This window comes from Bacillus sp. CCNWLW194 (assembly GCF_037120585.1).
GTDB classification, from domain to species: domain Bacteria; phylum Bacillota; class Bacilli; order Bacillales; family Bacillaceae_G; genus Bacillus_A; species Bacillus_A basilensis.
This window is the reverse complement of sequence record NZ_JBBBBL010000003.1, coordinates 135,223-161,293: the sequence shown is the minus strand read 5'-3', so window position 1 is coordinate 161,293 and position 26,071 is coordinate 135,223. Positions and strand designations below refer to the sequence as shown.

Sequence of the window (26,071 nt, the reverse complement as noted above, 5' to 3'; positions counted from 1 at the left end):
GGAGCGACGGGAATAACAGGCTCAACAGGGCCAACAGGTGAAACTGGAGCAACTGGTACAAGTATAACGGCGACGTATGCATTTGCAAATAATACGTCGGGGACAGCAATATCGGTACTTCTTGGTGGAACGAATGTCCCGCTTCCAAATAATCAAAACATTGGTCCCGGAATTACTGTGTCTGGGGGAAATACGGTATTTACGGTTGCAAATGCTGGGAATTATTATATTTCATATACAATTAACATAACAGCTTCGTTATTAGTAAGTTCACGAATTACAATTAATGGTGCACCCCTTGCTGGGACTATCAATTCTCCTGCATTAGCAACCACATCGTTTAGTGCAACAATTATTACCACTCTTGCGGCTGGAAGTGCTATTAGTTTGCAACTATTTGGTTTGTTAGCTGTTGCAACATTATCAACAACTACACCAGGAGCTGTGTTAACGATAATAAGATTAAGCTAAATAATAACTCTCTTACTCTTTGAAGATTAGGAGAGTTTCTACATATAATAAGAAGTTAATGAAGTAAAGCATAGTTATATAAAAGTCAGAATATTATGATTGTAACGTTATGGCGACTATAATATAATGAAAACAACCATCATGAATGAACATTCATTTATTTTTTATGTATTTGAAGGGGGAATGAAGGTGGAAAAACCATGGTTGAAAAGTTATCCAGAGGAAATTCCGAGTACGATTTCTTATGATATTCAGCCGCTTCATAGATATGTAGAACAGATGGCTTCTCGCTATCCAGAAAAGAAAGCGCTTCACTTTTTAGGGAAGGATATTACATTTTCAGACTTCCATGATAAGGTGAAGAGGTTTGCAAATTATCTCCAAAAGCTCGGTGTGGAAAAGGGTGATCGAGTTGCTATTATGTTGCCGAACTGTCCACAAGCTGTAATTGGCTATTACGGTACATTACTTGCGGGAGGTATCGTAGTACAAACAAATCCACTGTATACAGAAAGAGAATTAGAATACCAGCTTCATGATTCGGGAGCAAAAGTAATTCTTTGTCTCGATTTAGTGTTTCCAAGAGTAACGAATGTTCAATCTGCTACAAAAATTGAACATATTATCGTAACCCGTATTGCGGACTTTTTACCCTTCCCTAAAAATCTATTGTATCCATTTGTGCAGAAAAAACAGTCGAATTTAGTTGTGAAAGTATCAGAGAGTGAAACGACTCATCTTTGGAACTCAGTAGAAAAAGAAGTGAATACGGATGTTGAAGTGCCTTGTGATCCTGAAAATGATCTCGCTCTTTTACAGTACACAGGAGGAACAACTGGATTTCCGAAAGGAGTTATGTTAACGCATAAAAACCTTGTTTCTAACACGTTGATGGGGGTTCACTGGTTATATAATTGCAAAGAAGGAGAAGAAGTTGTTCTTGGAGTTCTTCCATTTTTCCACGTATACGGCATGACGGCTGTCATGAATTTGAGTGTTATGCAAGGATACAAAATGGTTCTGATTCCAAAGTTTGATATGAAAATGGTTTTTGAAGCGATTAAGAAGCATAAAGTGACGTTGTTCCCAGGGGCACCAACTATTTATATCGCTCTTTTAAATAGCTCACTTTTAAAACAATACGATATCTCTTCCATTCGTGCTTGTATTAGTGGCTCAGCACCACTTCCAGTAGAAGTACAGGAAAAGTTTGAAACAGTTACAGGTGGTAAACTAGTAGAGGGATACGGTTTAACAGAATCATCTCCGGTTACACATAGTAATTTTTTATGGGAAAAGCGAGTACCAGGTAGTATTGGAGTTCCATGGCCAGATACAGAAGCAATAATTATGTCGCTTGAAACTGGTGAGGCATTACCTCCAGGTGAAATTGGTGAAATAGTTGTTAAAGGCCCTCAAATTATGAAAGGATATTGGAATAAGCCAGAGGAAACAGCAGCTGTATTGCAAGATGGATGGCTTCATACAGGGGATGTTGGTTACATGGATGAAGATGGATTCTTCTATGTGAAAGATCGTAAGAAAGATATGATTGTTGCTAGCGGTTTTAACGTATATCCTCGTGAAGTAGAAGAAGTGTTATATGAGCATGAAAAGGTGCAAGAAGTAGTGACAATCGGTGTTCCAGATCCGTACCGAGGAGAGACGGTTAAAGCATTTGTTGTGTTAAAAGAAGGTGCGGAGTGTTCAGAGGAAGAATTAAACCAGTTTGCACGTAAATATTTAGCAGCCTATAAAGTGCCTAAAGTATATGAGTTTAGAGATGAACTGCCGAAAACGACAGTCGGAAAAATCTTACGACGTGTCCTAATTGATGAAGAGAAAAGAAAGAATGAGGATGAGCAAACGGGCTAAGGCCCTTTCTTTTTGAAAAAATAGGATTGACACTTTTCTAAATAGTCAGTATTATAAGAATATGAATGACTATTCATTCAGTCATCTTCTTGAAGGGGACAGTAAAGTGAGGAAAAATAGACCGAAATACAATCAAATTATTGATGCGGCAGTCATTGTGATTGCGGAGAATGGGTACCACCAAGCGCAAGTTTCTAAAATTGCAAAGCAAGCTGGGGTAGCTGATGGCACGATTTATTTATATTTTAAAAATAAAGAAGATATATTAATATCCTTATTCCAAGAGAAAATGGGAGAATTTGTCGAAACAATTCGTCAAAAAACAGCAGGAATTGAAAGCGCTGTATCGAAGTTATTCATGTTGGTAGAAACGCACTTCTTGCTGTTGTCACAAAATGATCCTCTTGCTATCGTTACGCAATTAGAGCTAAGACAGTCCAATCAAGACTTACGCCTGAAAATAAATGAAGTATTAAAAGGCTACTTACAAGTTATGGATGAGATTTTAGAGACAGGTATAAAGCAAGGTGAATTCCAAGCGGATTTAAATGTTCGCGTGGCAAGACAAATGATCTTTGGAACAGTAGATGAAGTTGTGACCAATTGGGTAATGAGCGATCATAAGTATGATCTGGTCGCACTTTCAAAAACGGTACATGGGCTACTTATCGCAGCTTGTGGTTATCGTCAATAATGGGAGGGATCATGTTGAAATTCCTATCTGTAAGAGTTGAAGATCATATCGCGGTAACAACGTTAAATCATGCGCCGGCTAACGCGATGTCTTCACAAGTTATGCATGACGTTACTGAATTAATTGATCAAGTGGAGAAGGATGATAACATTCGTGTTGTTGTTATTCACGGTGAAGGGCGCTTCTTCTCAGCAGGAGCAGATATTAAAGAATTTACATCTGTTACTGAAGCGAAGCAAGCGACAGAATTAGCACAGCTTGGACAAGTTACGTTTGAGCGTGTTGAAAAATGTTCAAAACCAGTTATCGCGGCAATTCATGGAGCGGCACTTGGCGGCGGCCTTGAGTTTGCTATGTCTTGCCACATGCGCTTTGCAACTGAAAGTACAAAACTTGGTTTACCTGAATTAACACTTGGATTAATTCCTGGATTTGCAGGTACACAGCGATTACCACGTTATGTTGGGAAAGCGAAAGCTTGTGAAATGATGTTAACAAGTACACCGATTACTGGTGCAGAAGCATTAAAATGGGGACTTGTTAACGGAGTTTTTGCTGAAGAAACATTTTTAGATGATACGCTTAAAGTTGCAAAACAGATTGCTGGAAAAAGCCCAGCGACAACTCGTGCTGTATTAGAGTTATTGCAAACGACGAAATCGTCTCATTATTATGAAGGTGTACAACACGAAGCTCAAATCTTTGGTGAAGTATTTACGAGTGAAGATGGAAGAGAAGGTGTAGCAGCGTTTTTAGAAAAACGTAAGCCTTCATTTAGTGGCAGGTAGTACAATTATTTTTTTAATATAAATTAACAGAAAATTAAAATTGATAGAATCTTTCTGAAAAACAAGGGGGTAAATGGAATGAACATCTACGTACTCATGAAACGAACATTTGATACAGAAGAAAAAATCGTAATTAAAAACGGTGCAATTTACGATGGCGAAGCGGAATTCATCATCAACCCTTACGATGAATATGCGATTGAAGAAGCAATTCAAGTAAGAGACGCACAAGGTGGAGAAGTTACTGTTGTAACAGTCGGTGGCGAAGATAGTGAGAAAGAACTTCGTACAGCATTAGCGATGGGCTGTGATAAAGCGGTATTAATTAATATTGAAGATGATGTGGAAAATGGTGACCAGTTCACGACAGCAAAAGTTCTTGCTGAATATTTAAAAGATAAAGATGCAGATTTAATTTTAGGTGGAAATGTTGCAATTGATGGTGCATCTGGACAAGTTGGTCCACGCGTAGCTGAAGCATTAAATATGCCGTACGTAACGACAATTACAAAACTTGAGATTGACGGTACAAACGTGAAAATTGAACGTGACGTTGAAGGTGATACAGAAGTAATTGAAACATCATTACCAGTATTAGTAACAGCACAACAAGGTTTAAATGAACCTCGTTATCCATCACTTCCAGGTATTATGAAGGCGAAGAAAAAGCCACTAGAGGAAGTAGAATTAGATGATTTAGATTTAGAAGAAGATGATGTGGAAGCAAAGACAAAAACAATTGAAATCTATTTGCCTCCTAAGAAAGATGCAGGAAAAGTGTTACAAGGCGAGCTGCAAGATCAAGTAAAAGAACTTGTATCGTTGCTCCATACAGAAGCGAAAGTAATCTAATAAAATACGAAATTATATATGCAGGAGGGAAAATCTATGGCTCGTAAAGTATTAGTAATGGGTGAGGTTCGTGATGGATCGCTACGTAACGTTTCGTTTGAAGCGGTAGCGGCAGCAAAAACAATTGCAGAAGGCGGTGAAGTAGTAGGTCTTCTAGTTGGAGACAGCGTTGCTTCTTTTGCAAATGAATTGATTCATTACGGTGCAGATCGCGTTGTGACAGTTGAAAATGATAAATTAAAATCATATACATCTGATGGTTATGCACAAGCATTTTTAGCTGTATATGCTGAAGAAAATCCAGATGGTATTGTATTTGGCCATACAGCACTTGGTAAAGATTTATCACCAAAATTAGCAGCGAAGCTTGAAGCTGGTCTAGTTTCTGACGTAACTGCTTTAGAAGTTGAGGGTGGAAATGTGATCTTCACTCGTCCAATCTACTCTGGTAAAGCATTCGAGAAGAAGATTGTAACTGAGGGCATATTATTTGCAACAGTGCGTCCAAATAACATTGCAACACTTGAAAAAGATGAGTCTCGCAGTGGTGACGTATCTTCTATTACAGTAGATGTGAAAGACCTACGTACAATCATTCAAGATGTCGTCCGTAAAACAGCAGAAGGTGTTGATCTTTCTGAAGCGAAAGTTATTATCGCTGGCGGACGTGGTGTGAAGAGTGAAGACGGATTTAAACCATTAAAAGAGTTAGCTGACGTACTAGGCGGCGCTGTTGGGGCATCTCGTGGTGCTTGTGACGCTGAGTACTGTGATTACTCATTACAAATTGGTCAAACTGGTAAAGTTGTTACGCCAGACCTATACATTGCATGCGGTATTTCTGGTGCGATTCAGCATTTAGCTGGTATGTCTAACTCAAAAATAATCGTTGCGATTAATAAAGACCCAGAAGCAAGTATCTTCAAAGTAGCTGACTATGGCATTGTTGGCGATCTATTTGAAGTCGTACCTCTTTTAACAGAAGAGTTTAAAAAGTTAAAAGTACATTCATGATTTGAGTACCCTTGAGTTCCAAGTGAAGTACCCCTATATATAGAAAAAGGTGAGAGATCCCCTGTCTCTCATCTTTTTAGTATTTAATCCGTATTTTTATATAGTATAAAGGAACACTTTTTTGTTACAATACATAACGATACATATTATTCGCCACGTATATAAGTTAATGATATACTCTTGGTAGAATATACTTGAAGGAGGAAATAAAATGGCAATTGTAAACGCAAATGACCAAAGCTTCGCAGCTGAAACTAGCGAAGGTGTTGTATTATTAGATTTCTGGGCACCTTGGTGTGGACCTTGTAAAATGATCGCTCCTGTATTAGAGGAAATTGATGCAGAACTAGGCGAAAAAGTAAAAGTAGTAAAAGTAGACGTGGATGAAAACCAAGAAACTGCTCGTCAATTCGAAGTAATGAGTATTCCAGCTCTTTTCGTATTAAAAGACGGTAAAGTAGTTGATCAAGCGTTAGGTTACAAACCGAAAGAAGCGTTAGTAGAATTAGTTTCTAAACACTTCTAAAATAAAAGGGCTACCATTTGGTAGCTTTTTTTATTTTCCTTTTTTACACCTTTCCGTTACAATAAAAGAACGTATGTTGGGTGTTTTGGCGTAGTATGTTTTCATGTGAAAATAAAAATGCTAAGCATGTAGAAATGGAGGGTAACGAGTGCACGAACATTTAAAAGAGAAATTGGCTATTTTACCAGATCAACCTGGTTGTTATTTAATGAAAGATAAGCAAGGAACGGTTATATATGTCGGAAAGGCAAAAGTGCTTAAAAATCGTGTGCGCTCGTACTTTACTGGTTCGCATGACGGGAAAACACTTCGGCTAGTAGGAGAAATTGTAGATTTTGAATATATTGTAACCTCTTCAAATCTAGAGGCTCTCATTTTAGAGTTAAACTTAATAAAAAAACATGATCCAAAATATAATATTCAATTAAAAGATGATAAAACATATCCCTTTATTAAAATTACAGCTGAGAAACAGCCGCGATTACTTATTACGCGAAATGTGAAAAAGGATAAGGGAAAGTATTTTGGCCCTTACCCGAATGCACAATCAGCTCATGAAACGAAAAAACTGCTAGATCGTATGTATCCGCTTCGTAAGTGCTCAAATATGCCCGATAAAGTTTGTTTATATTATCATATGGGTCAATGTTTAGCGCCTTGTGTGAAAGAAGTGACGGAAGAACAAAACAAAGAAATTGTAGATGAAATTATTAAGTTTTTAAATGGTGGACATAAAGAAGTTCGTTCAGAATTAGAAACAAAAATGTATGAAGCTTCAGAGAAACTAGAGTTTGAACGTGCAAAAGAGTTACGTGATCAAATCGCTCATATCGATGCGATTATGGAAAAACAAAAGATGATTATGAGTGATTTAGTAGATCGTGATGTGTTTGGGTATGCAGTTGATAAAGGGTGGATGTGTGTTCAAGTTTTCTTCGTTCGAAAAGGAAAGCTAATCGAACGTGATGTTTCTATGTTTCCAATCTACGATGAACCAGAAGAGGGATTCTTAACGTTTATCGGTCAATTTTATGAAAACAGCAGTCATTTTAAGCCGAAGGAAATTGTCGTTCCAGGAAGTATAGACTCAGAATTAGTAGAGCGCTTTTTAGAAGTGGAAGCGACACAGCCGAAACGCGGTAAGAAAAAAGATCTTGTAGAACTGGCAAATAAAAATGCGAAGATTGCTCTTGAAGAGAAATTCTATTTAATTGAACGTGATGAAGAGCGAACGATTAAAGCTGTAGATCAGTTAGGAAAGCAGCTCGGGATTGAAACACCGTATCGTATTGAAGCGTTTGATAACTCAAATATTCAAGGAACAAATCCTGTTTCTGCAATGATTGCTTTTATCGATGGGAAACCAGCGAAGAAAGAGTACAGGAAATATAAAATTAAAACGGTTCAAGGACCAGATGATTATGAGTCTATGAGAGAAGTGGTGAGGCGCCGTTATACAAGGGCACTGAAAGAGAATTTACCATTACCAGATTTAATCATTATTGACGGGGGAAAAGGTCATCTGGCAGCTGTAAGTGATGTTCTAGAAAATGAGCTTGGGTTATATATTCCGATGGCAGGCCTTGTAAAAGATGACAAACATAAAACATCCCATTTAATTATTGGGGATCCACCTGAACCGGTGATACTTGAGAGGAATAGCCAAGAATTTTATTTATTGCAGCGCATTCAAGATGAAGTGCATCGATTTGCGATTACATTCCATCGTCAATTACACGGGAAATCTGTCATTCAATCAGCACTGGACGATATTCCAGGAATCGGTGATAAACGGAAAAAGGTATTGTTAAAACATTTTGGTTCATTAAAGAAGATGAAAGAAGCTTCTGTAGCAGAATTTGTCGAAGCGGGTATGCCGAAAAATGTCGCGGAAACAATTTATACGTATTTAACAGATAAGAAGACGTTGTAGTTTACAATGTCTTCTGTTTTTTGATATAATTTCTGAAGATTTAAAATAAACGCATCTGAATGAAAATACAAAAAAGTCAACTAAACTTATATGTCTAGTTGACTGTAGGTAAGGCTACACTTCAATGAGATCTTTTATATCCCATTTCACAAGAAATGTAATAGAGTCTGAACGTTTTTTCTTTTCTTCGTAGGACTCTGCTACGACGTTTCGTTGCTTCTGAATTTGCTCAGCAATGAATCCAGCTTCTAATTGATAAGAAGAATGTCTGTTTTGTTTTTGACGTTCAGCAATGAGAGTGCCTTTAAGTTGGAACTGCATTTCACGACGTTTATGTTCAGTAATGCTTAAAGTGCCCCAACCAGCTTTTTCAAAGAACTGAATGACTTCTTCAATTGTTTCTAGCGGATATTTTCTTGCAAGGTTTCTACCGGACCAGTATAAAATACCATCTAAATCGTTACCAATTAAATCAGGTAGTAATTCTTCACGTAGCAATTCATAAGCGAAGGCGTTCAATGAAACATCTTCTAAAGATGTTATATCGATTGTATTTTTGCTCACAATATTCCCCTCTTTCTATAGGGCTTATTATATAACATTTCACATTTATAAAAACAGATTTTTCTTTAGGAAAATCTGAATATATAAGAAGAAAAAAAGAATTGGCAAATTATATGCAAATTATGTATACGTTTTCTTGACGCTTCGACAAAAATAGGAGTAAAATGAACTTGGTATCAAATTATGCTGAAATATTTCGAATAATTTTTTCAGTTTTTCTTATGCCAATAGTGAAAAAACATTATTGCTATAAACTAATCTGAAAACAGCAGTCAATCATTCAAGGGGGGTAATGGGGACATGAAAGGCCGCGAGTATACGTTTCGTAAGTGGCACTCATTAATGGGGGTCATCCCGGTTGGTGTCTTTTTGACGCAACATTTAATTGTAAACAACTTTGCAACACGAGGAGCAGAGGCTTTTAACAAAGCTGCAGGCTTTATGGAGCTCCTTCCATTCCGGTATGCGCTAGAAATTTTCATTATCTTTTTACCAATACTGTACCATGCTATATATGGCTTATATATTGCATTTACAGCTAAGAACAATGCGGTTTCTTACGGTTATTTCCGTAACTGGATGTTCGTCTTCCAAAGAATTTCAGGTATCGTTACACTGATTTTCATTTCTTGGCATGTCTGGGAAACTCGTATTCAAGCAATGTTAGGTAAAGAGGTAAACTATGATATGATGGCAGATATTTTAAACAATCCAGCTATGTTTGCATTCTACTTAGTTGGTGTTGTTTCAACAATTTTCCACTTTGCAAATGGACTATGGACATTCTGCATCAGCTGGGGAATTACAGTATCTCCACGTTCACAAAGAATCTCTACTTATGTAACATTAGCTATTTTCTTAGGTCTATCTTATGTAGGTGTGAGTGCATTATTAGCGTTCATCGATCCACAGCTAGCAAACCAGTAAGGAGTGGGAGAGCATGAAAGGGAAACTTATAGTAGTCGGCGGTGGCTTGGCTGGCTTAATGGCAACGATTAAAGCGGCGGAAGCAGGAGTAAATGTTGAACTGTTCTCTTTAGTACCAGTAAAACGTTCGCATTCTGTATGTGCCCAAGGTGGAATTAACGGTGCCGTAAATACGAAAGGTGAAGGGGATTCTCCATGGATTCACTTTGACGATACAATTTATGGTGGGGACTTCTTAGCGAACCAACCACCAGTTAAAGCAATGTGTGAAGCAGCACCTGGTATCATTCATTTAATGGACCGTATGGGTGTTATGTTCAACCGTACGGAAGAAGGACTTCTTGATTTCCGTCGTTTTGGTGGAACACAACATCACCGTACGGCATTTGCTGGTGCAACAACTGGACAGCAATTACTATACGCATTAGATGAGCAAGTACGTCGTCACGAAGTAGCAGGACTTGTAACGAAATATGAAGGTTGGGATTTCTTACGAGCTGTTGTTGATGATGAAGGTGTGTGCCGAGGGATCGTTGCACAAGACTTACAAACTATGGAGATTAAAAGTTTCGGAGCTGATGCCGTGATTATGGCAACAGGGGGCCCTGGTATCATCTTCGGAAAATCAACAAACTCCATTATCAATACAGGTACAGCAGCTTCTGCTGTATATCAACAAGGCGCATATTATGCGAACGGTGAGTTCATTCAAATTCACCCAACAGCAATTCCTGGAGACGATAAATTACGTCTTATGAGTGAATCTGCACGTGGTGAAGGTGGACGTGTTTGGACATATAAAGATGGTAAACCATGGTACTTCTTAGAAGAAAAATATCCGGCTTATGGAAACCTTGTACCTCGTGATATTGCAACGCGTGAAATCTTTGATGTTTGCGTAGAGCAAAAACTAGGTATTAACGGTGAAAACATGGTGTACTTAGATCTTTCTCATAAAGATCCGAAAGAACTAGATATTAAACTAGGTGGAATTATTGAAATCTATGAGAAGTTTACAGGTGACGATCCTCGTAAACTACCAATGAAAATCTTCCCAGCTGTTCACTATTCAATGGGCGGACTATGGGTTGATTATAAGCAGATGACAAGTATTCCAGGTTTATTTGCAGCAGGTGAGTGTGATTATTCTATGCACGGTGGTAACCGCCTTGGTGCGAACTCACTATTATCAGCAATTTACGGTGGTATGGTAGCAGGACCAAATGCAATTGAATATATGAAAGGTCTTACTAAATCATCTGATGCTGTTTCATCTACTGTGTATGAACAAAATGAATTGATCGAAACGGAGAAATTTAACAATATTTTAACGCTCGATGGTAACGAAAATGCGTATGTTCTTCATAAAGAGCTTGGAGAATGGATGACAGATAACGTTACAGTAGTTCGTGAAAATAAAAAGCTATTAGAAACAGATGCGAAAATTGAAGAGTTAATGGCTCGTTACAAACGTATTAACATTAACGATACAGCAAGATGGAGTAACCAAGGTGCTTCATTTACACGCCAACTTGCAAATATGTTTGAGTTAGCGCGTGTTATTACAATTGGCGCATATAACCGTAATGAGAGCCGTGGGGCGCATTACAAACCTGAATTCCCAAATCGTGATGATGCTAACTTCTTAAAAACTACGATGGCGAAATTTGAAGGAGAAGGAAATGCACCAGCATTCCATTACGAAGACGTGGATGTTTCGTTAATTAAACCACGTAAACGTGATTATTCTTCAAAACACGATGTAGCTGCTAAGGGTGAAGAGAAGGGGGATAAACAACATGTCTGAGAAAACAATCCGCCTCATCATTACGAGACAAGACGGGCCAGACGCGCAAGCGTTTGACCAGGAGTTTGAAATTCCATATCGTCCAAATATGAATATTATTTCGGCGCTTATGGAAATTCGTCGTAATCCTGTTGATTCAAAAGGAAGCCAAACAACTCCGATTGCATGGGATATGAACTGTTTAGAGGAAGTATGTGGCGCATGTTCGATGGTGATTAACGGAAAACCTCGTCAATCATGTACAGCGCTTATCGATCAATTAGAACAACCAATTCGCTTAAAGCCGATGAAGACATTCCCAGTTGTACGTGACTTACAAGTTGACCGTAGTCGCATGTTTAATGCTCTAAAACGTGTTAAAGCTTGGATTCCAATTGATGGTACGTATGACTTAGGACCAGGGCCAAGAATGCCTGAGAAGAAACGTCAGTGGGCTTATGAGCTTTCAAAATGTATGACATGTGGTGTTTGCTTAGAATCATGTCCAAACGTAAACAGTAAATCTGACTTTATTGGACCAGCGCCATTATCACAAGCTCGTTTATTCAACTCACATCCAACGGGTGAAATGCATAAAGCAGATCGCTTACGTGCAATTATGGGAGATGGAGGACTTGCAAACTGTGGTAATTCTCAAAACTGTGTGCAATCATGTCCAAAGGGTATTCCATTAACGACTTCAATTGCGGCATTAAACCGTGATACAACAATTCAATCGTTCAAAGATTTCTTTGGTAGCGACAATAACTATTAATAAATATTGCCTCTTCATGTTGAAGAGGCAATATTTATAACTTTATTTTTCTGTTTATTCAGTTTATTAAAAAGGCGAAAAGGAGAGGGAACAATGAAGAGGATTTCTTATATTGAAGACTTTGAGCAATGGGAAAGTGGTTTTTCATTTTACAAACCTGTAAAAGTTCGTTTTGGTGAAGTAGATATGTTTGGGCATGTAAATAATGTCGTTGCCTTTACCTATTTTGAAGAAGCACGTATCGCATTGTTTAAAGAACTTGGATTTATGCAAGAATGGACGCATGAATCTTCCGAAACGATGATCGTTGTTGCAGATTTACAATGTAATTTTATTAAGCAAATATATTTTGATGAAGAGTTGAAGGTGTATGTAAAAGCGGGATCGGTTGGGAATTCTTCTTTAGATTTGCATTATATGGTGAAGAATGCGGCAGGAGAAGTTTGTTTAGTTGGTCGTGGAATGATGGTTCAAGCATCGAAAAAAAACGGAAAAGGCGAACCGTGGCCTGAAGAATGGAAGAAAAAATTACTACAATGATAGAGTAAAAGAAAAATAAGAGAGCAAATTGCTCTCTTATTTTTTGTCTTTCATCGCTTCTTCTAATGTTAAATGATGTTTATATATGTATGTAGCGTATGGGTTTCCAATGTAGCGCAAATGCCACGGTTCATATGCATATTCTGTTGTTTCTGTTTTATCTTCTAAATAACGGATGACAAAGCCAAATTCATGCGCATGTTTTGCCACCCATTTGCCTTCAGCTGTCTCTCCAAAAATAGGCTCTAATTGGAATTTAGCAGACTTTGAACTAATATCCATTGCTAAGCCGGTTTGATGTTCACTTGTACCAGGAATGGCACTTACTGAATCAGCTTCAGCTTTTCCTTGACGTCTAACGTATGTATCATGTAATGATTTTTGGCGTTTGTATGAACGATAACCAGATACAGCTGTAAGTTCAAGTCCTTCTTTCTTTGCCGCCTCAAACATATTTTCAAGCGCATCTGCAGCATCTTTGCGCAGTAGCGTTTTTTCTTTATCTTTCGGACTAGTAAATGGTACGTTTGGTCTTGTTAAGTCTTCAGGTGTGTATCCGTCTGGTAGTTTTCGGTGTTTATTAACTAAGACAAGATTAGATTCTGGATTTGTTACAACGGAAAAATCATTGTCTAGTTTCTTTGCATTATGATCAGCTTTTGGAAAAGCAGGAATCTCTTCTTTTTGGTGATTACTATGCTGTTGACTTTCGACAGCTTTCGCCTCATTTTGTAGTGATGATTTAGAACCAAAGTAAACGAAAGAAGTGATACCGATTACAATAGTAGTGGCAGAAATAATGATTATCTTTTTCATGATGCCTTGTAATCACAGTCCTTTCTTAATAAAATATGTATTGTTTTTATTATAAGTCTAGTTTGTTGAAAAAGAAATATAAGAGTCGTAACGTAATAGAAATGCAAAGAAAATGTCAGAAAATGTGTGAAATTGTAGTATTTTTTCATTTAATTCATTTCTTATCTTTCATGAAATGAATTTTTTATGTAATATATATACATAAGAAGATGTAGCGATTATCGAGAATAAAGAACTTCTTGTATAGACTAGGAGTGAATGGGAATGGATTTTGCAACAATTATTGGACTTATTTTAGGATTTGTAGCAGTGGTAGTAGGGATGGTCGTCAAGGGCGCTGACGTAAATGCCTTATTGAATCCTGCCGCAGCATTAATTATTTTTATCGGTACATTTGCTGCAGTATGTATCGCATTTCCGATGAATCAACTAAAAAGGGTTCCAAAATTATTTAAAGTTCTTTTTGGTTCAAATAAAAAGGATTTAAGTTATGAACAGTTGCTAGAATTGTTTGTTCATTGGACATCTGAAAGTAGAAAATACGGTATTTTGTCTTTAGAGCAACAATTAGACAAAATTCAAGATGAATTTCTTTTGCGTGGTATGAAATTTGTGATTGATGGCGTATCTGCAGAAGATTTAGAACAGATTTTAGAAGCTGAATTAGAAGCAATTGAAGAAAGGCATGCAAAAGGAGCGGCAATTTTTTCACAAGCTGGTACGTATGCACCAACATTAGGGGTTTTAGGTGCTGTTATCGGTCTTGTAGCTGCGCTTGGTAATTTAACTGATATTGAAAAGTTAGGACATGCTATTTCAGGTGCGTTTATTGCAACGATTTTTGGTATTTTTTCAGGTTATGTATTATGGCATCCATTTGCAAATAAGTTAAAACAAAAATCTGCAGCTGAAATCGAGAAAAAACGTTTAATCATTGATTGTTTATTAATGTTACAAGAAGGTACATATCCGTTTATTATGAAGAACCGCATTTTAGGTTCACTTTCTGCAACTGAGCGTAAAAAGCTAGAAAAAGGAGCAGAACAAAATGCGGAGTAAGAAAAATAGAAGAGGCAAAAAGAAAAAACATGATGAACATATCGATGAAACTTGGTTAATCCCATATTCTGATATGTTAACGTTGTTATTTGCATTGTTCATCGTTTTATTCGCAATGAGTAGTATAGATGCTGCGAAGTTTAAACAGATGGCTGTTGCTTTTCGAAGTGAATTAGCTGGTGGAACAGGTAACAAAGAATTTTTAAGTGATCAGAAGCCAAATGATGAAAAGGAATTATCAGCAAGTAGCCTTGAGGCAGAACAAACAAAAAAACAAGAAGAAGCTAGAGCCAAAGAAAAAAAAGAAATGGATGAATTGAAAGCATTACAAAAAAAGATTGATCAATATATTAATGAGAAACAATTATCCTCTTCTTTTCAAACTAAATTAACTGAAAAGGGATTAATGGTAACAATATTAGAAAATGTACTGTTTGATTCGGGGAAAGCAGATGTGAAATTAGAATCTTTAGGGATTGCAAAAGAGATGTCAAGCTTACTTGTTTCAGCGTCACCTCGTGAAATTACAGTATCCGGTCATACGGATAATGTTCCTATTTCCAATGCGCAGTTTGCATCGAATTGGGAGTTAAGTACGCAGCGGGCAGTTAATTTTATGCAAGTATTACTGCAAAATAAAGAATTACAGCCAGGAAAATTTAGTGCGATTGGTTACGGAGAATACCGTTCAATTGCTCCAAACGATACACAAGAAGGAAAGGCAAAGAATAGACGTGTGGAAGTGTTTATCTTGCCTTTAACAGAGAAAGTAAAATAAAGAGGATGGCGAATGCCATCCTCTTTATTTTGCATCAAATGATTTTAAGTTGTCATGGCGGATTTTATCTTTTTCTGCATCTGATTTTTTGAAATCATAATCATATAAAGCGCCTTCCCAATCACCATACATCGGATTAGGGAAAATAATAAATTTCTCACCAAATTGTGCTTTTGAATCTGCTACTGCTTGATTTCGATCTTTTACAGACTTTCCATCAAAACCAGTGAAATCAGATAAGTTATCACCGAAGAATAAGATGATATTATGTGTCTGAGAAACGAGTTCACGTCGTTTTTCTTTTCCTTTTTCTTTCGGATCTTGTAGTAATATATGTTCTTTCGTTGCTTGAGGAGCACCTACACGCTCAAGATTTTTAATTGTTGCATCTAGTTGGTTCGTTTTACGATTTGAGATGTAGTAAATATCTACACCTTTAGACTCGGTATATTTTAAGAAATCAATTGCGCCTGGAAGGGCTTCGGCTTCAGCCTTATTAATCCAGTCATCCCATTTATACGGATAGCCTTTGCCTGTTTTTACGCTCATGGCTTGATGAGGGCTGTTGTCTAAAACAGTTTCATCTAAATCAAGTACGATAGCAGGTTTTTTTTCTGTTCCCTTTGCAAGAGCTGCATCAAGCTTTAATTGACCGATATTGTATCCCTGGTAGTAAAGTGCTTTCGTTTCACCAGCTGTTTGATACCATAAATCAGCCATTAATTGCTGGTCTGTTAATTTTGCTTTTTCTTCTTTTGCTACTGTTTTCTCTGGTGTTCCGGAACATGCTACAAGTGATGTAGATAGAACTGCTACAGATAATAAAGTGGTAATGCCCCTCTTCATCTTCATATGTATCCTCCTTGATGTTAGAAAATCAGTTAATATTATATATCGAAAAATAATATTTTTTGTATGAACATTTGCATATTGTCTTTTGTATATATAGTAGTATGTCCTATATTAGAAAGATGAGAAAAATGATGGGAATCATTTTGACAAGTTTTATTGTCGAAATGACAATTATAATTGACAAACGAAACTATATTATTTACAATTTTAACTAAATAGAACAAATGATGGATTAAGATGATGTTACATACTAAGAGGATGAAGTGTAGTGCTATATTTTATCCGGAATAAACATAGTCTTTGAAAGAGAGTATGAATGAAACTAAGGGGAGGCTTTATACTTTGAGTTTACAAATTCAAAACTTAACGAAACTATTTGGGGAATCAAAAGCAGTGAACGGCTTGCAAATTTCGTTGCCAAAAGGTGAAGTGCTAGGATTACTTGGACGAAATGGTGCAGGAAAAACTACGACAATCAAAATGCTTCTCGGATTATTAACGCCTAATGAAGGCTCTATTACATGGGATGGAAAACCATTTGGGACTAGCGGGATAACAATTGGTTATTTACCAGAAGAAAGAGGTTTATATACGAAAAGTAGAGTAATAGACCAGTTGCGATATTTTGGTAGATTAGAAGGCATGACGAAGAAAGAAGTAGATTTCGCTATTGATCACTGGTTAGAGCGATTAGCAATACCGGAATATAAATTTAAAACGGCAGGAGAGCTTTCGAAAGGGAACCAGCAAAAAATCCAATTAATTGCTGCTCTTCTTCATAATCCGGAACTTCTCATTTTAGATGAACCATTTAGCGGGCTGGATCCAGTTAATGCTGGGATGTTAGCTAGCATTATTGAAGAACAAGTACAGAGCGGAAAGACAATTATTTTATCTAGTCATCGTATGGAACAAGTAGAGGCTTTTTGCCAACATGTATGTATTTTGAAAAAAGGCGAAGCTGTCGTAAAAGGCCAGTTAAGTGATATTAAAAAAGAGTACGGTTTCCGCAATTTAACGATTGAAGATACAGAAGAGAATGAGAAGGGATTAGAATCTATTCATGTATCGTATGAAAAACAACAAGGCCTTCTTTATGTGCAAGTACAAGATGATGCAGAAGCTCTAAAGATTTTACAACAATTGCAAGAACAAGGTGTTACCTTACGACAATTTAAAATGTTAGAGCCGACGTTAAACGAAATCTTTGTAGAGAGGGCGAAATAACGATGCGTAAATTTTCTCACGTATTTTCATTTTATTTTAGAGAAGCGTTTTTATCTAAAAAATCATTAATTACGAGTGCGATTTTATTTTTAGTTGTGTTTGGACTTTTTGCGTTTAATCATTTCACTGCTGATAATGACAAAGGGAAAGATAAATTTGCCGTAGTAACGGAAAGTGATACGTATAAAGTGCAAGAAAGTGATGTAACAAAGTTACTTCCATCTGCTAAAGTAACTGTAGAAAATAAGGATAAGTTTAATGAGTTACGTAAGCAAGTAGAAGATGGGGATTTAGACGGTCTATTCCGTATTACAGAAAAGAATGGTATTCCGGAAGTGACGTATATGTATAGTGGTTTTCCGAGTCAATCAACTGCTACACTTATGGCGAGTTATTTAAAAGAACAATATACAGCGGTAATGATTGAAAAGAATAATGTATCAGTAGAAGTAGCAAAGCAGTTACAGATGGAAATTCCGTTAAAACAAGAGGCAGTAAAGGATCATGCATCTTCCTTTGGCATTGGCTATGTTTTCTCGTTTGCCTTATATATGTTTATTATCGTGTTTGGAACTACAATTGGGACGACGATAGCATCTGAAAAGTCGTCTCGTGTTATGGAGTTAATGCTTCCTAAAGTAAAACCATTAACAATGCTACATGCCAAAATTTTAGCAATTGTTTCTAGTGCTTTACTATTACTTATTACTGCTTCCCTCGGTTTTCTTGTACCATATTTATTGGGTTGGGTAGACCTAGAAAATGCATCTTTAGTGGGACTTGCACTAGACTTTTCTAAGTTGGATGCTGTAGTAATTAGTATGTTCGTTGTATATTTTGTTACGGGCTACTTACTATATGCAATGTTATATGCAGCGGTTGGTGCTGTTGTATCAAAAATTGAGGATGTGCAATCTCTTTCGTTCCCAATTACAATGTTAGGTATAGCAGCATTTTTCATTAGTATTAAATCACTATTTGATCCTAATAGTACATTGGCTGTAGTTAGTTCGTATATTCCATTCTTTACACCTATGGTTACATTTTCAAGGCTTGTAGCGGGTGAAGCAGGAACTGTAGAGATTATTGTGACTTTAGTCATTTTATTGGTGACTATTGCTATCGTCAATATGCTTGCAAGTCGCATTTACGTAAACGGCGTAATGAATTACTCAGATAAAGTGAAATTTAAAGATTTAGCAAAATTCATAAAGCGTCAATAATGAGAGAAAAGCATGATTTCCTATTGAAATCATGCTTTTTCTTTATGTATAAATTAAAAATAGTATATAATAATAAGAGTCGTCTTTTAATAGAATGAATACAAAGGAGGGTGTGCAGATGGGGATTAGTAGTCGTTTTACAGTAGGTGTTCATATGCTGACATTACTTGCGATAGATCGAAACTCTCGCTGTACCTCTGAATGGATTGCCGGTAGTGTGAATACAAATCCAGTTGTGATTCGTCGCATTACAGGAATGTTGAAGAGAGCAGGACTTGTTGATGTACAAGCTGGTAAAGGTGGTACGACACTTGCTCGTGATTTAGAAGAAATTACATTACTTGATGTATATAAAGCAGTGGAAGTTGTAGAAGAAGGACAGCTATTTTCCTTCCATGAAAATCCCAACATTGAATGTCCAGTAGGAGCTAATATTCAATCAGTATTAGAAATTATTTTAATGCAGGCGCAAGAAGCGATGGAAAACGTACTTGCAAATGTAACGGTAGATCAATTAGTTACAAATTTAAAGTCTAAAATGAAAGAATAAAAAAGCGAGCATCCTCATAATGAGGGCTCGCCTTTTTTTATTCAGAAATATTGAAAATTCTATTTTTCAGTATTTAAAATGAATTTACCAACAATAGCTGCTACGATACCACCAAGAATTGGTGCAACGATGAATACCCATAGTTGAGAAAGTGCTTCTCCGCCAGTGAATAAAGCTGGTGCGATACTACGAGCTGGGTTAACAGAAGTTCCAGTTAAAGGAATACCTAATAAGTGAACTAACACCAATGTGAAACCAATTACTAATCCCGCTAGAGAAGAGCTTCCTTTTTTACCTGTTACAGCAACGATCACTAATACGAATACGAAAGTTAAAATGAATTCAACTAGAAATGCTCCAGATAAACCAAGAGTTCCAAAACCATTTTGTCCTAAATTATCTAAAGGTGTTTTAGCAGATTTTAAAATTGTTACTAACGTTGCAGTTCCTAATAAACCACCTAAAATTTGAGCTAATACATAATAACAAAGTTCCATAGCGTTCATTCTTTTGTTGATGAACATAGCTACTGATACTGCTGGGTTAATGTGACATCCAGAAATTGTTCCGATGCTATACGCCATAGCTACAATAGATAGACCGAAAGCCATAGCGATTCCTAATGTTCCAATTCCTTCAATTCCGCCGCCAATGACAGCTACTCCAGTTCCGAATAATACAAGTACAAATGTACCAATAAATTCAGCGATTGCTTTTTTTAACATAATTTACCTCCTATTATTGCGCATGAAACGTATTATAACATAGGTTTTAGTATAAACAGCTAATGAAATACTATTCTGATAAGGCGAAATAGGGGGACAATAAAAAAGAGTATGGTTCTTTGTTATAGAACCATACTCTATTTTCATGCTGTTTTTTTCTGTTTAACGACTGGAACAGATCGGTTTAATACGCTATTGGCAACCATTCCTAACATAATAATAATCATTCCAAATAGGGAAAGACCACCAGGGAATGAACCATTCAAGAAAACAATTTCGCCAAGCACGGTAAAGACCATCGTTCCAGCTTGCGTTGCTTCAACAGCTCCAAGTAGAGCGAAGTTATCTTTGGCTAAGTCAGTAGCGAAGAAAAATGTCATCGTTGCAATTACGCCGGAACATAATGCTAATAAAAATCCTTGTAGCATTTGGCTGGATGTTGGAATACCGGTAGTAGAAAATCCGTATATGCCAAGTAAAATAGTAATAGGGAGACTTCCAATTGCCATTCCTAATACGCGTTGGAACGTATCGAGACGTCCACCAACAAGCTCCATCATTTTTCGGTTGCCGAACGGATATAAGAAAGCAGCTAACACGACAGGTAAAAAACCTGAAATGAACTGAGTCATTGTAATGTGGCCTGCTTCAGTTGCCTGCATACAAATTACACCAAGTAAAATAAATAATGCAACGTATAAGCTGCGAAGTGGAATTTTTCCGCGTACAAGTTTTGTTCCTGATTTCGTCTCTATTTTAATGAAAAATAGTGGTGATAGTAGTAAACCTGCTAATATCGTAACTTGCCAAGTTCCAGCAACGAGCCAAGCTGGAGAAAAGACAGCTGCGAAACTTAATAAAGAATAGAAACCAATACCTGCAACAGAACCCCATCCGATCCACGCCAATGGATGTTTCTTTAACTCTTCCCATAAACCGTTAAAGTTTTTGCGAAATAAAACGATAAGGAATAAAATAGGGAGAGCAAATAAAAAACGGAAGGAAGCTGTCCAAGCCCAGCTCGTTCCAGATACATTCATCGCTCTATTAATAATAAAGGTTGCAGAAAAAAAGGCCGATGATAAAAGTCCTAATAATATTGCGCGCATGAAGTATAACACTCCTTTTGGAATTAAATGATTATGTATAGTATAATATACTTTAATTATGTAAAAGTAAACTATTTTATACTTTAAGGTGGTTTTATAGATGAAAGAACATGAAGATATGCAAACGAAAGAAGTCATTCAGCAAGTAGGTCAGTTATTAAGACAAATTCGAAATGAACAAAAATTAAGTTTAGAAGAATTAGCTCAAAAAACAGGGGTTAGTAAATTAACATTAGGAAAGATTGAAAGAGGCGAAACGAATCCGACGTTAGCTGTCATTTGGAAAATAACGAAAGGGTTATCGATTCCTTTATCGAGATTGATGGTTGTTGGAGAACCTGTAGCTGTTGCGCGCTGCGGAGAAGGATTTGCAGTAGATGTAGGACAAGCGTGGCATTTAGAAACAATGTTTCGTTATACGAAAGAAACGGGGATGGAAATGCATCGTGCTTGTTTACGATCAAATAGTATATATGAACCTGAAGCTCATCATGAAGGGGCTATTGAGCTTGTAACGGTAATGAAAGGGAAAGTATCGATTCAAGTGGAGAATGATGTATACGAATTAAATGAGTTTGACTCCATTCAATTTGAAGCGAATAAGAAACATAGTTATAAAAATGAAGAAGATGAAGTGGCAGTATTACATTTAACGATGAAATACTCTTCATGAAAAAATCCCCTATAGAAAAAACTATAGGGGATTTTTTATATGTTTTGTTCAAATATATTGAATGAAGTTATTAGTACGAACGTGGCATAAGTAATAAACAAATGAAATAAACTAAAAAACCCGTTCCAAAACATAAAATAGCAATAACCCAAAGTATGCGAATAAGAGTAGAGCTAATATCAAAATATTCTCCTAAACCACCACATACACCAAATAACATTTTATCAGTTTCGGATTTATATAATTTTTTTGACATATTACGATCAACTCCCTTTTATATCAAACTATATATTTCTATTCTATATGGAAATTTATGAGAAGACTATGAGGTTGTATTACATTTTTTTATAAAATGAACCGTGTATTACAATTTAGATGTGAGGTCATATAAATAATAAATCTAATTTATAGCGCAGTACAATAGTTTACGATAAAAATAAAAAGGCCTTAGGTAGCAAAGTTAAACTACCAAAAGGGCCTCATATTATTGTTTCATTTTATAGTTGAATTGTTGGTGTATCCAATGTGAAAACAGATAACAAATACTTAGTGAAAGAGTAACCGCTATACTAACCCAAATGCTCGTTAAAGGACCGATTAAGAAGTAAACTACATAACCGGAAAGAGCACCAATAATCGAGATGAGCGGTATAATGATGCTGATTTTTTGCTTGCTGAAAATAACGAATAATATTGTGATGATAAGAGATGTATAAAGAATACCAAAGAAAAAAATAATTTCTAAAATAGTATAGTTTGTAGTAATTGTAATGAAAAAAGCTAAAAATCCGATAGCTATAGAAATAAAATGAGCTGTATATAATTTGAAATTTATTTTTGTACGTATCATCGGTATAAAATCTCGAATGAGTTTAGTAAATCCATGCATCCAAGAAATAAAACTAGAAGTTATTGCGCTTAAAGAGCCGATAACGAGTAAATAAAATAAAATAGTAAATTCTATTTTATTTGGAAGTTGAGCTAGAAGATCATATAAATGATCTAAGCTCCCACTAAAAATAACTATCATAATTAGAGAAGCGAACGCCAAAGGGATGGTAATCCATATAAACCCTGATAGTAAAAAAGTCGGAATGATTTTTTTAGGATGAATACGGAAAGCTTTATCCCAAGAGGCGGGACTTATTAATACTCTTCCTGTTTCGATGAGAATGCCGGCAGTAATAAAATATATTCCGTTTATATTTTCATAAAATAGCAAATACGGGTGATATAAGCGAATTCCATCGTATACATGGGTAATGCCATCTTGCACAAAAAAATAAATTGGAATAATAATCATGGTAGAAAACATTAATACAGTTTGCATAATAGCCATTTTAGTAAATAGCTTAGCGTTACTTAACATTACGAATATTGTACAAAGGGTAATGAAAAGGAAAGAACCCAATGTATATGGAATATGGAAAAAAACATTAAGTAAAATACTAGCAACTTTCGTTTGAATGAACATACTTTCTATACTTAATAGAACGAGGAAACAGCATACAATTATATATCCTTTGTGAGAAAGTTTATAAGATAAGTAATCGTGAATGGATTCTCCTTCTGGGAATGTAGAACGTATTTTTTTTATTAAAATCCCCAATAAAATAAGAGTAAAAGGGCCAATCATCGCATAAAGAATACCGGCGATTAGCCCATAATTGATAATAGATTCGGGTAAAGCGAGTGTTGATATACTTGCGACCCATTTAGATAATAAAAGAACAGTACCAGTTCCGATACCTAATTGTAAAGGTGTGAAAGCCGAGTTGTTTTTCGTCACAATTTATCCCTCACCTCTATATTCTTTCGGAGTCATTCCGGTCATTTTACGAAAAACAGTACTGAAATAATGCTGACTATTAAAACCAGCTCGTTCAGAGATTTGAGAGATACACCAATGTGGGTGTTCCGTTAAATATTTCTGTGACATTTCAATCCGATATTGCATGATATATCCGGAAAATGAAATACCTACTTCTTCATGGAACCGTCGGCTTAAATAAGTCGGATTTGTATGTATTTTAGCTGCGATGTCTGCTAAGTGTAGTTTGTCATGAAAGGTTTCATGGATGATGTCTAATGTATCTTGAATAATACGTGAGTAGGAAGGAGTATTGGAATCTCCTTTGTACTTTTGTAATATATCAAAGAGTTCTTTTTCTATAATTGGCTTTGTTATATAGTCAATAACTCCTAGACGAATAGATTGTTTTGCATAATCGAAATTTTGATATGCGGTTACGATAATGATGTCGAGGTTAGAGTTATTGCTTTTTAATTTTTCACCTAGTTGTAGGCCGGATATACCTGGAAGGTGAATATCTAAAAGTGCTAAATGAATCGAGAATTTTTCATTTATACGTAAAGCTTCATCCGCATCTAAAGCTAGATGCAGTGTCCAATTAGGAAACTGACGGTGGATAAGAAATTCTAATTGTTCCAGTTCCAGTGGTTCGTCATCTACTAATAGCACGTTCATTTTTGTATTACCTCCTCTGTGTTTTTTTCTGAGATGAAAGGCCATGTGATTTCTACTTTCGTGCCGTTCTCTTTTGTAGAGAGGAAAGAGAACGTAGTTTGTTCTTGAAAGAATAACTGAAATCGTTGTTTTATATTTTCAAGTCCGTACCCGCTTTCTTCCGTATGGGAAGTAAAAGGTTCGTTTTGAGTACCGTTGTCGGATACTAGAAGTGTAATTCGGTTATTTGTATTATATAGATGAATATTTAAAATTGCTTGACCCGCTTTTTTTTCTAGCCCATGTTTAAAGGAATTCTCAACTAACGTTTGAATAACGAAAGGTGGAATATGGGCATTATGTAAATCTTCAGAAGAGGTAATGCTTACTGAAAGCCTTGAGCGAAATCGCATCTTTTGAATTTCGATATAATAATTCGTGTATGTTAGTTCTTCAGAAATAGGAATTAACAAATCTGTTGTTTTATATTTTCCTTTTAAAAATAGAGAAAAGATCTCAAGTGATTTGACAACTTCATCAGTTCTCTGCAGACGAGCTAAGCTTAAAATTGTATTTAATGTATTGAATAAAAAATGAGGCTGAATTTGTTGCGTAAGTTGATGATATAAAGACTGTTGCAACTCTCGTTCTAGTGCTATTTTTTTCTTTTCACTTTCTAGTAAATCGATTCGTTTTTCAAAAATAAATAAACATAATAAAATAATAGCTCCAAAAATTGGAGCTAAGACAAGTATCGTTATTAATACAGCAAATGCTTCATAAGTTAACATACATACCTCAATCTTGTTTTTTATTATTATACTAAAGCGTTGTAAATATTTCTATTATTCAGACTCGTATCAAATGATATGACAGGCTACTTTATGATCTTCACTTACAGATTGAAAGCTTGGTTGTTGCGTAGCGCATTTTTCAATGGCATATGGACAACGAGTATGAAAACGACAGCCTTTTGGCGGGTTTAGAGGAGAGGGAAGGTCTCCTTTAAGTTCAATACGCTCTTTTTTCGTTCCTGCACTAATGGTAGGAATTGCTGAGAGAAGCGCTTTTGTGTAAGGGTGTTGCGGATTGTTAAAAAGAGAATGTTTATCGGCAATCTCCACAATGGTACCAAGGTACATTACAATGATGCGATCTGATATGTGACGAACGACAGCTAAGTCGTGAGAGATGAATAAATATGTTAACCCATATTGTTGTTGCAACTGCTTTAATAAATTTAAAACTTGTGCTTGCACTGAAACATCTAGGGCGGAGACAGCTTCGTCACAAATGATGAGTTTTGGATTAACAGCTAAGGCACGCGCAATTCCGATTCTTTGCCGTTGACCACCACTAAATTCATGTGGATAGCGCTTCACTGCATCAGGTGGAAGACCAACTTTCCCGAGCAGCTCAATAACCTTTGCTTTTCTTTCGCCTTTTGGACATACGTTTTGAATGGCCATAGCTTCTTCTAAAATGCTCCCTACAGTTTGCCGAGGGTTTAAAGAAGCGAAGGGATCTTGAAAAATAACTTGTAAATCTTTTCGAACCTTTCGCATTGCTGAGTTATTTAATGCTAGTAAATCTTTGTCTTGAAAAATAATTTTTCCACTTGTTGCTTCATCAAGGCGCAATATTGCACGCCCAGTGGTGGATTTTCCGCAACCAGATTCACCAACAATACTAACAGTTTCCTTTTCGTAAATTGTAAAACTAATATCGTCAACCGCTTTAATATAGCTAATAGAGCGTCCTAGAATTCCTTTTTTTATAGGGAAGTATTGTTTTAAGTTTTGTACTTGTAATAACTCTCGTTTATTTATTGGCGTAGCAGTAGACAT

Annotated in this window: 28 protein-coding genes; 18 read left to right on the top strand and 10 right to left on the bottom strand. The window is 36.2% G+C overall.

The window, feature by feature from the left end; all coding sequences use genetic code 11:
- The 8 genes from V7S50_RS07295 to uvrC all read left to right on the top strand — a co-directional run.
- The coding region (locus V7S50_RS07295) for a BclA C-terminal domain-containing protein (protein WP_442896543.1) at positions 1-471 on the top strand (471 nt) is incomplete at its 5' end.
- Positions 472-660: 189 nt separating this feature from the next.
- Positions 661-2,346: a long-chain-fatty-acid--CoA ligase gene (locus tag V7S50_RS07290; RefSeq protein ID WP_063224770.1), complete on the top strand. Its 1,686-nt coding sequence runs from the start codon at positions 661-663 to the stop codon at positions 2,344-2,346.
- Between the two features lie 106 nt (positions 2,347-2,452).
- Positions 2,453-3,040, top strand: coding sequence for a TetR/AcrR family transcriptional regulator (locus tag V7S50_RS07285; RefSeq protein WP_080468722.1), 588 nt, complete (start codon positions 2,453-2,455; stop codon positions 3,038-3,040).
- A gap of 11 nt (positions 3,041-3,051) precedes the next feature.
- A complete protein-coding gene (locus tag V7S50_RS07280; protein WP_242252567.1) occupies positions 3,052-3,828 on the top strand; it encodes an enoyl-CoA hydratase in 777 nt (258 codons plus the stop codon).
- A 78-nt stretch (positions 3,829-3,906) separates the two neighbouring features.
- Entirely contained in the window at positions 3,907-4,680 is a 774-nt protein-coding gene (etfB, locus tag V7S50_RS07275) for an electron transfer flavoprotein subunit beta (protein WP_063224772.1), read from the top strand.
- 36 nt (positions 4,681-4,716) lie between these two features.
- Positions 4,717-5,694: an electron transfer flavoprotein subunit alpha gene (etfA, locus tag V7S50_RS07270; RefSeq protein ID WP_242252568.1), complete on the top strand. Its 978-nt coding sequence runs from the start codon at positions 4,717-4,719 to the stop codon at positions 5,692-5,694.
- A gap of 211 nt (positions 5,695-5,905) precedes the next feature.
- Positions 5,906-6,220 carry a thioredoxin gene (trxA, locus tag V7S50_RS07265; protein WP_001018943.1) on the top strand — a complete coding sequence of 105 codons (315 nt, stop codon included), beginning with the start codon at positions 5,906-5,908 and terminating at the stop codon, positions 6,218-6,220.
- A gap of 148 nt (positions 6,221-6,368) precedes the next feature.
- Positions 6,369-8,153, top strand: coding sequence for an excinuclease ABC subunit C (uvrC, locus tag V7S50_RS07260; RefSeq protein WP_063224774.1), 1,785 nt, complete (start codon positions 6,369-6,371; stop codon positions 8,151-8,153).
- A gap of 114 nt (positions 8,154-8,267) precedes the next feature.
- On the opposite strand, the gene V7S50_RS07255 is transcribed toward uvrC, so the two are convergent.
- Positions 8,268-8,717 carry a YslB family protein gene (locus tag V7S50_RS07255; RefSeq protein WP_242252569.1) on the bottom strand — a complete coding sequence of 150 codons (450 nt, stop codon included), beginning with the start codon at positions 8,715-8,717 and terminating at the stop codon, positions 8,268-8,270.
- Between the two features lie 300 nt (positions 8,718-9,017).
- Here V7S50_RS07255 and sdhC point away from each other — a divergent pair, with 300 nt between their 5' ends.
- The 4 genes from sdhC to V7S50_RS07235 all read left to right on the top strand — a co-directional run bounded on the left by sdhC (position 9,018) and on the right by V7S50_RS07235 (position 12,745).
- Positions 9,018-9,644 carry a succinate dehydrogenase cytochrome B558 gene (sdhC, locus tag V7S50_RS07250; RefSeq protein ID WP_000678354.1) on the top strand — a complete coding sequence of 209 codons (627 nt, stop codon included), beginning with the start codon at positions 9,018-9,020 and terminating at the stop codon, positions 9,642-9,644.
- A gap of 13 nt (positions 9,645-9,657) precedes the next feature.
- Positions 9,658-11,451 carry a succinate dehydrogenase flavoprotein subunit gene (gene sdhA, locus V7S50_RS07245; RefSeq protein ID WP_060632450.1) on the top strand — a complete coding sequence of 598 codons (1,794 nt, stop codon included), beginning with the start codon at positions 9,658-9,660 and terminating at the stop codon, positions 11,449-11,451.
- Entirely contained in the window at positions 11,444-12,205 is a 762-nt protein-coding gene (gene sdhB, locus V7S50_RS07240; RefSeq protein WP_060632449.1) for a succinate dehydrogenase iron-sulfur subunit, read from the top strand. Before sdhA ends, sdhB begins: the two co-directional genes overlap by 8 nt.
- A gap of 93 nt (positions 12,206-12,298) precedes the next feature.
- Positions 12,299-12,745, top strand: a complete 447-nt coding sequence (locus V7S50_RS07235; RefSeq protein ID WP_063224775.1) for an acyl-CoA thioesterase — start codon at positions 12,299-12,301, stop codon at positions 12,743-12,745.
- 36 nt (positions 12,746-12,781) lie between these two features.
- Here the strand turns inward: V7S50_RS07235 and V7S50_RS07230 are convergent, their stop codons facing one another.
- Positions 12,782-13,561: a M15 family metallopeptidase gene (locus V7S50_RS07230; protein ID WP_242252570.1), complete on the bottom strand. Its 780-nt coding sequence runs from the start codon at positions 13,559-13,561 to the stop codon at positions 12,782-12,784.
- Between the two features lie 264 nt (positions 13,562-13,825).
- Here V7S50_RS07230 and motA point away from each other — a divergent pair, with 264 nt between their 5' ends.
- Both motA and motB read left to right on the top strand, forming a co-directional pair.
- A complete protein-coding gene (gene motA, locus V7S50_RS07225; protein ID WP_060632446.1) occupies positions 13,826-14,620 on the top strand; it encodes a flagellar motor stator protein MotA in 795 nt (264 codons plus the stop codon).
- Positions 14,610-15,398 carry a flagellar motor protein MotB gene (gene motB / locus V7S50_RS07220; RefSeq protein WP_242252571.1) on the top strand — a complete coding sequence of 263 codons (789 nt, stop codon included), beginning with the start codon at positions 14,610-14,612 and terminating at the stop codon, positions 15,396-15,398. The genes motA and motB overlap by 11 nt, the downstream gene beginning before the upstream one ends.
- Positions 15,399-15,422: 24 nt before the next feature.
- Here the strand turns inward: motB and V7S50_RS07215 are convergent, their stop codons facing one another.
- Positions 15,423-16,250: a 5'-nucleotidase, lipoprotein e(P4) family gene (locus V7S50_RS07215; protein ID WP_242252572.1), complete on the bottom strand. Its 828-nt coding sequence runs from the start codon at positions 16,248-16,250 to the stop codon at positions 15,423-15,425.
- 342 nt (positions 16,251-16,592) lie between these two features.
- Here V7S50_RS07215 and V7S50_RS07210 point away from each other — a divergent pair, with 342 nt between their 5' ends.
- The 3 genes from V7S50_RS07210 to V7S50_RS07200 all read left to right on the top strand — a co-directional run bounded on the left by V7S50_RS07210 (position 16,593) and on the right by V7S50_RS07200 (position 19,250).
- Positions 16,593-17,477, top strand: a complete 885-nt coding sequence (locus V7S50_RS07210) for an ABC transporter ATP-binding protein (protein WP_242252573.1) — start codon at positions 16,593-16,595, stop codon at positions 17,475-17,477.
- Positions 17,478-17,479: 2 nt separating this feature from the next.
- On the top strand, positions 17,480-18,700 hold the full coding sequence (locus tag V7S50_RS07205; RefSeq protein WP_212956585.1) for an ABC transporter permease: 1,221 nt from the start codon (positions 17,480-17,482) through the stop codon (positions 18,698-18,700).
- Positions 18,701-18,818: 118 nt separating this feature from the next.
- Positions 18,819-19,250: an Rrf2 family transcriptional regulator gene (locus tag V7S50_RS07200; RefSeq protein ID WP_000512998.1), complete on the top strand. Its 432-nt coding sequence runs from the start codon at positions 18,819-18,821 to the stop codon at positions 19,248-19,250.
- 59 nt (positions 19,251-19,309) lie between these two features.
- Here V7S50_RS07200 and V7S50_RS07195 read toward each other — a convergent pair whose 3' ends face one another.
- Positions 19,310-19,975 (bottom strand): MIP/aquaporin family protein, encoded by a 666-nt coding sequence (locus V7S50_RS07195; protein WP_242252574.1) that lies wholly within the window; start codon positions 19,973-19,975, stop codon positions 19,310-19,312.
- 143 nt (positions 19,976-20,118) lie between these two features.
- On the bottom strand, positions 20,119-21,084 hold the full coding sequence (locus V7S50_RS07190; protein ID WP_063224783.1) for a DMT family transporter: 966 nt from the start codon (positions 21,082-21,084) through the stop codon (positions 20,119-20,121).
- A 100-nt stretch (positions 21,085-21,184) separates the two neighbouring features.
- Here V7S50_RS07190 and V7S50_RS07185 point away from each other — a divergent pair, with 100 nt between their 5' ends.
- Positions 21,185-21,757, top strand: a complete 573-nt coding sequence (locus V7S50_RS07185) for a helix-turn-helix domain-containing protein (protein WP_048531501.1) — start codon at positions 21,185-21,187, stop codon at positions 21,755-21,757.
- 70 nt (positions 21,758-21,827) lie between these two features.
- Here the strand turns inward: V7S50_RS07185 and V7S50_RS07180 are convergent, their stop codons facing one another.
- The 5 genes from V7S50_RS07180 to V7S50_RS07160 all read right to left on the bottom strand — a co-directional run bounded on the left by V7S50_RS07180 (position 21,828) and on the right by V7S50_RS07160 (position 26,071).
- Complete coding sequence (locus V7S50_RS07180) at positions 21,828-22,013, bottom strand: PspC domain-containing protein (RefSeq protein ID WP_000038792.1); 186 nt, start codon at positions 22,011-22,013, stop codon at positions 21,828-21,830.
- Between the two features lie 228 nt (positions 22,014-22,241).
- A complete protein-coding gene (locus tag V7S50_RS07175) occupies positions 22,242-23,546 on the bottom strand; it encodes a sodium:solute symporter (protein ID WP_242252575.1) in 1,305 nt (434 codons plus the stop codon).
- 3 nt (positions 23,547-23,549) lie between these two features.
- Positions 23,550-24,245 (bottom strand): response regulator transcription factor, encoded by a 696-nt coding sequence (locus V7S50_RS07170; RefSeq protein WP_242252576.1) that lies wholly within the window; start codon positions 24,243-24,245, stop codon positions 23,550-23,552.
- Positions 24,242-25,015: a sensor histidine kinase gene (locus V7S50_RS07165; protein ID WP_063224786.1), complete on the bottom strand. Its 774-nt coding sequence runs from the start codon at positions 25,013-25,015 to the stop codon at positions 24,242-24,244. Before V7S50_RS07165 ends, V7S50_RS07170 begins: the two co-directional genes overlap by 4 nt.
- Before the next feature lie 69 nt (positions 25,016-25,084).
- The gene (locus tag V7S50_RS07160) at positions 25,085-26,071 is read right to left on the bottom strand and encodes an ABC transporter ATP-binding protein (protein WP_242252578.1); all 987 of its coding nucleotides are present in this window, start codon (positions 26,069-26,071) and stop codon (positions 25,085-25,087) included.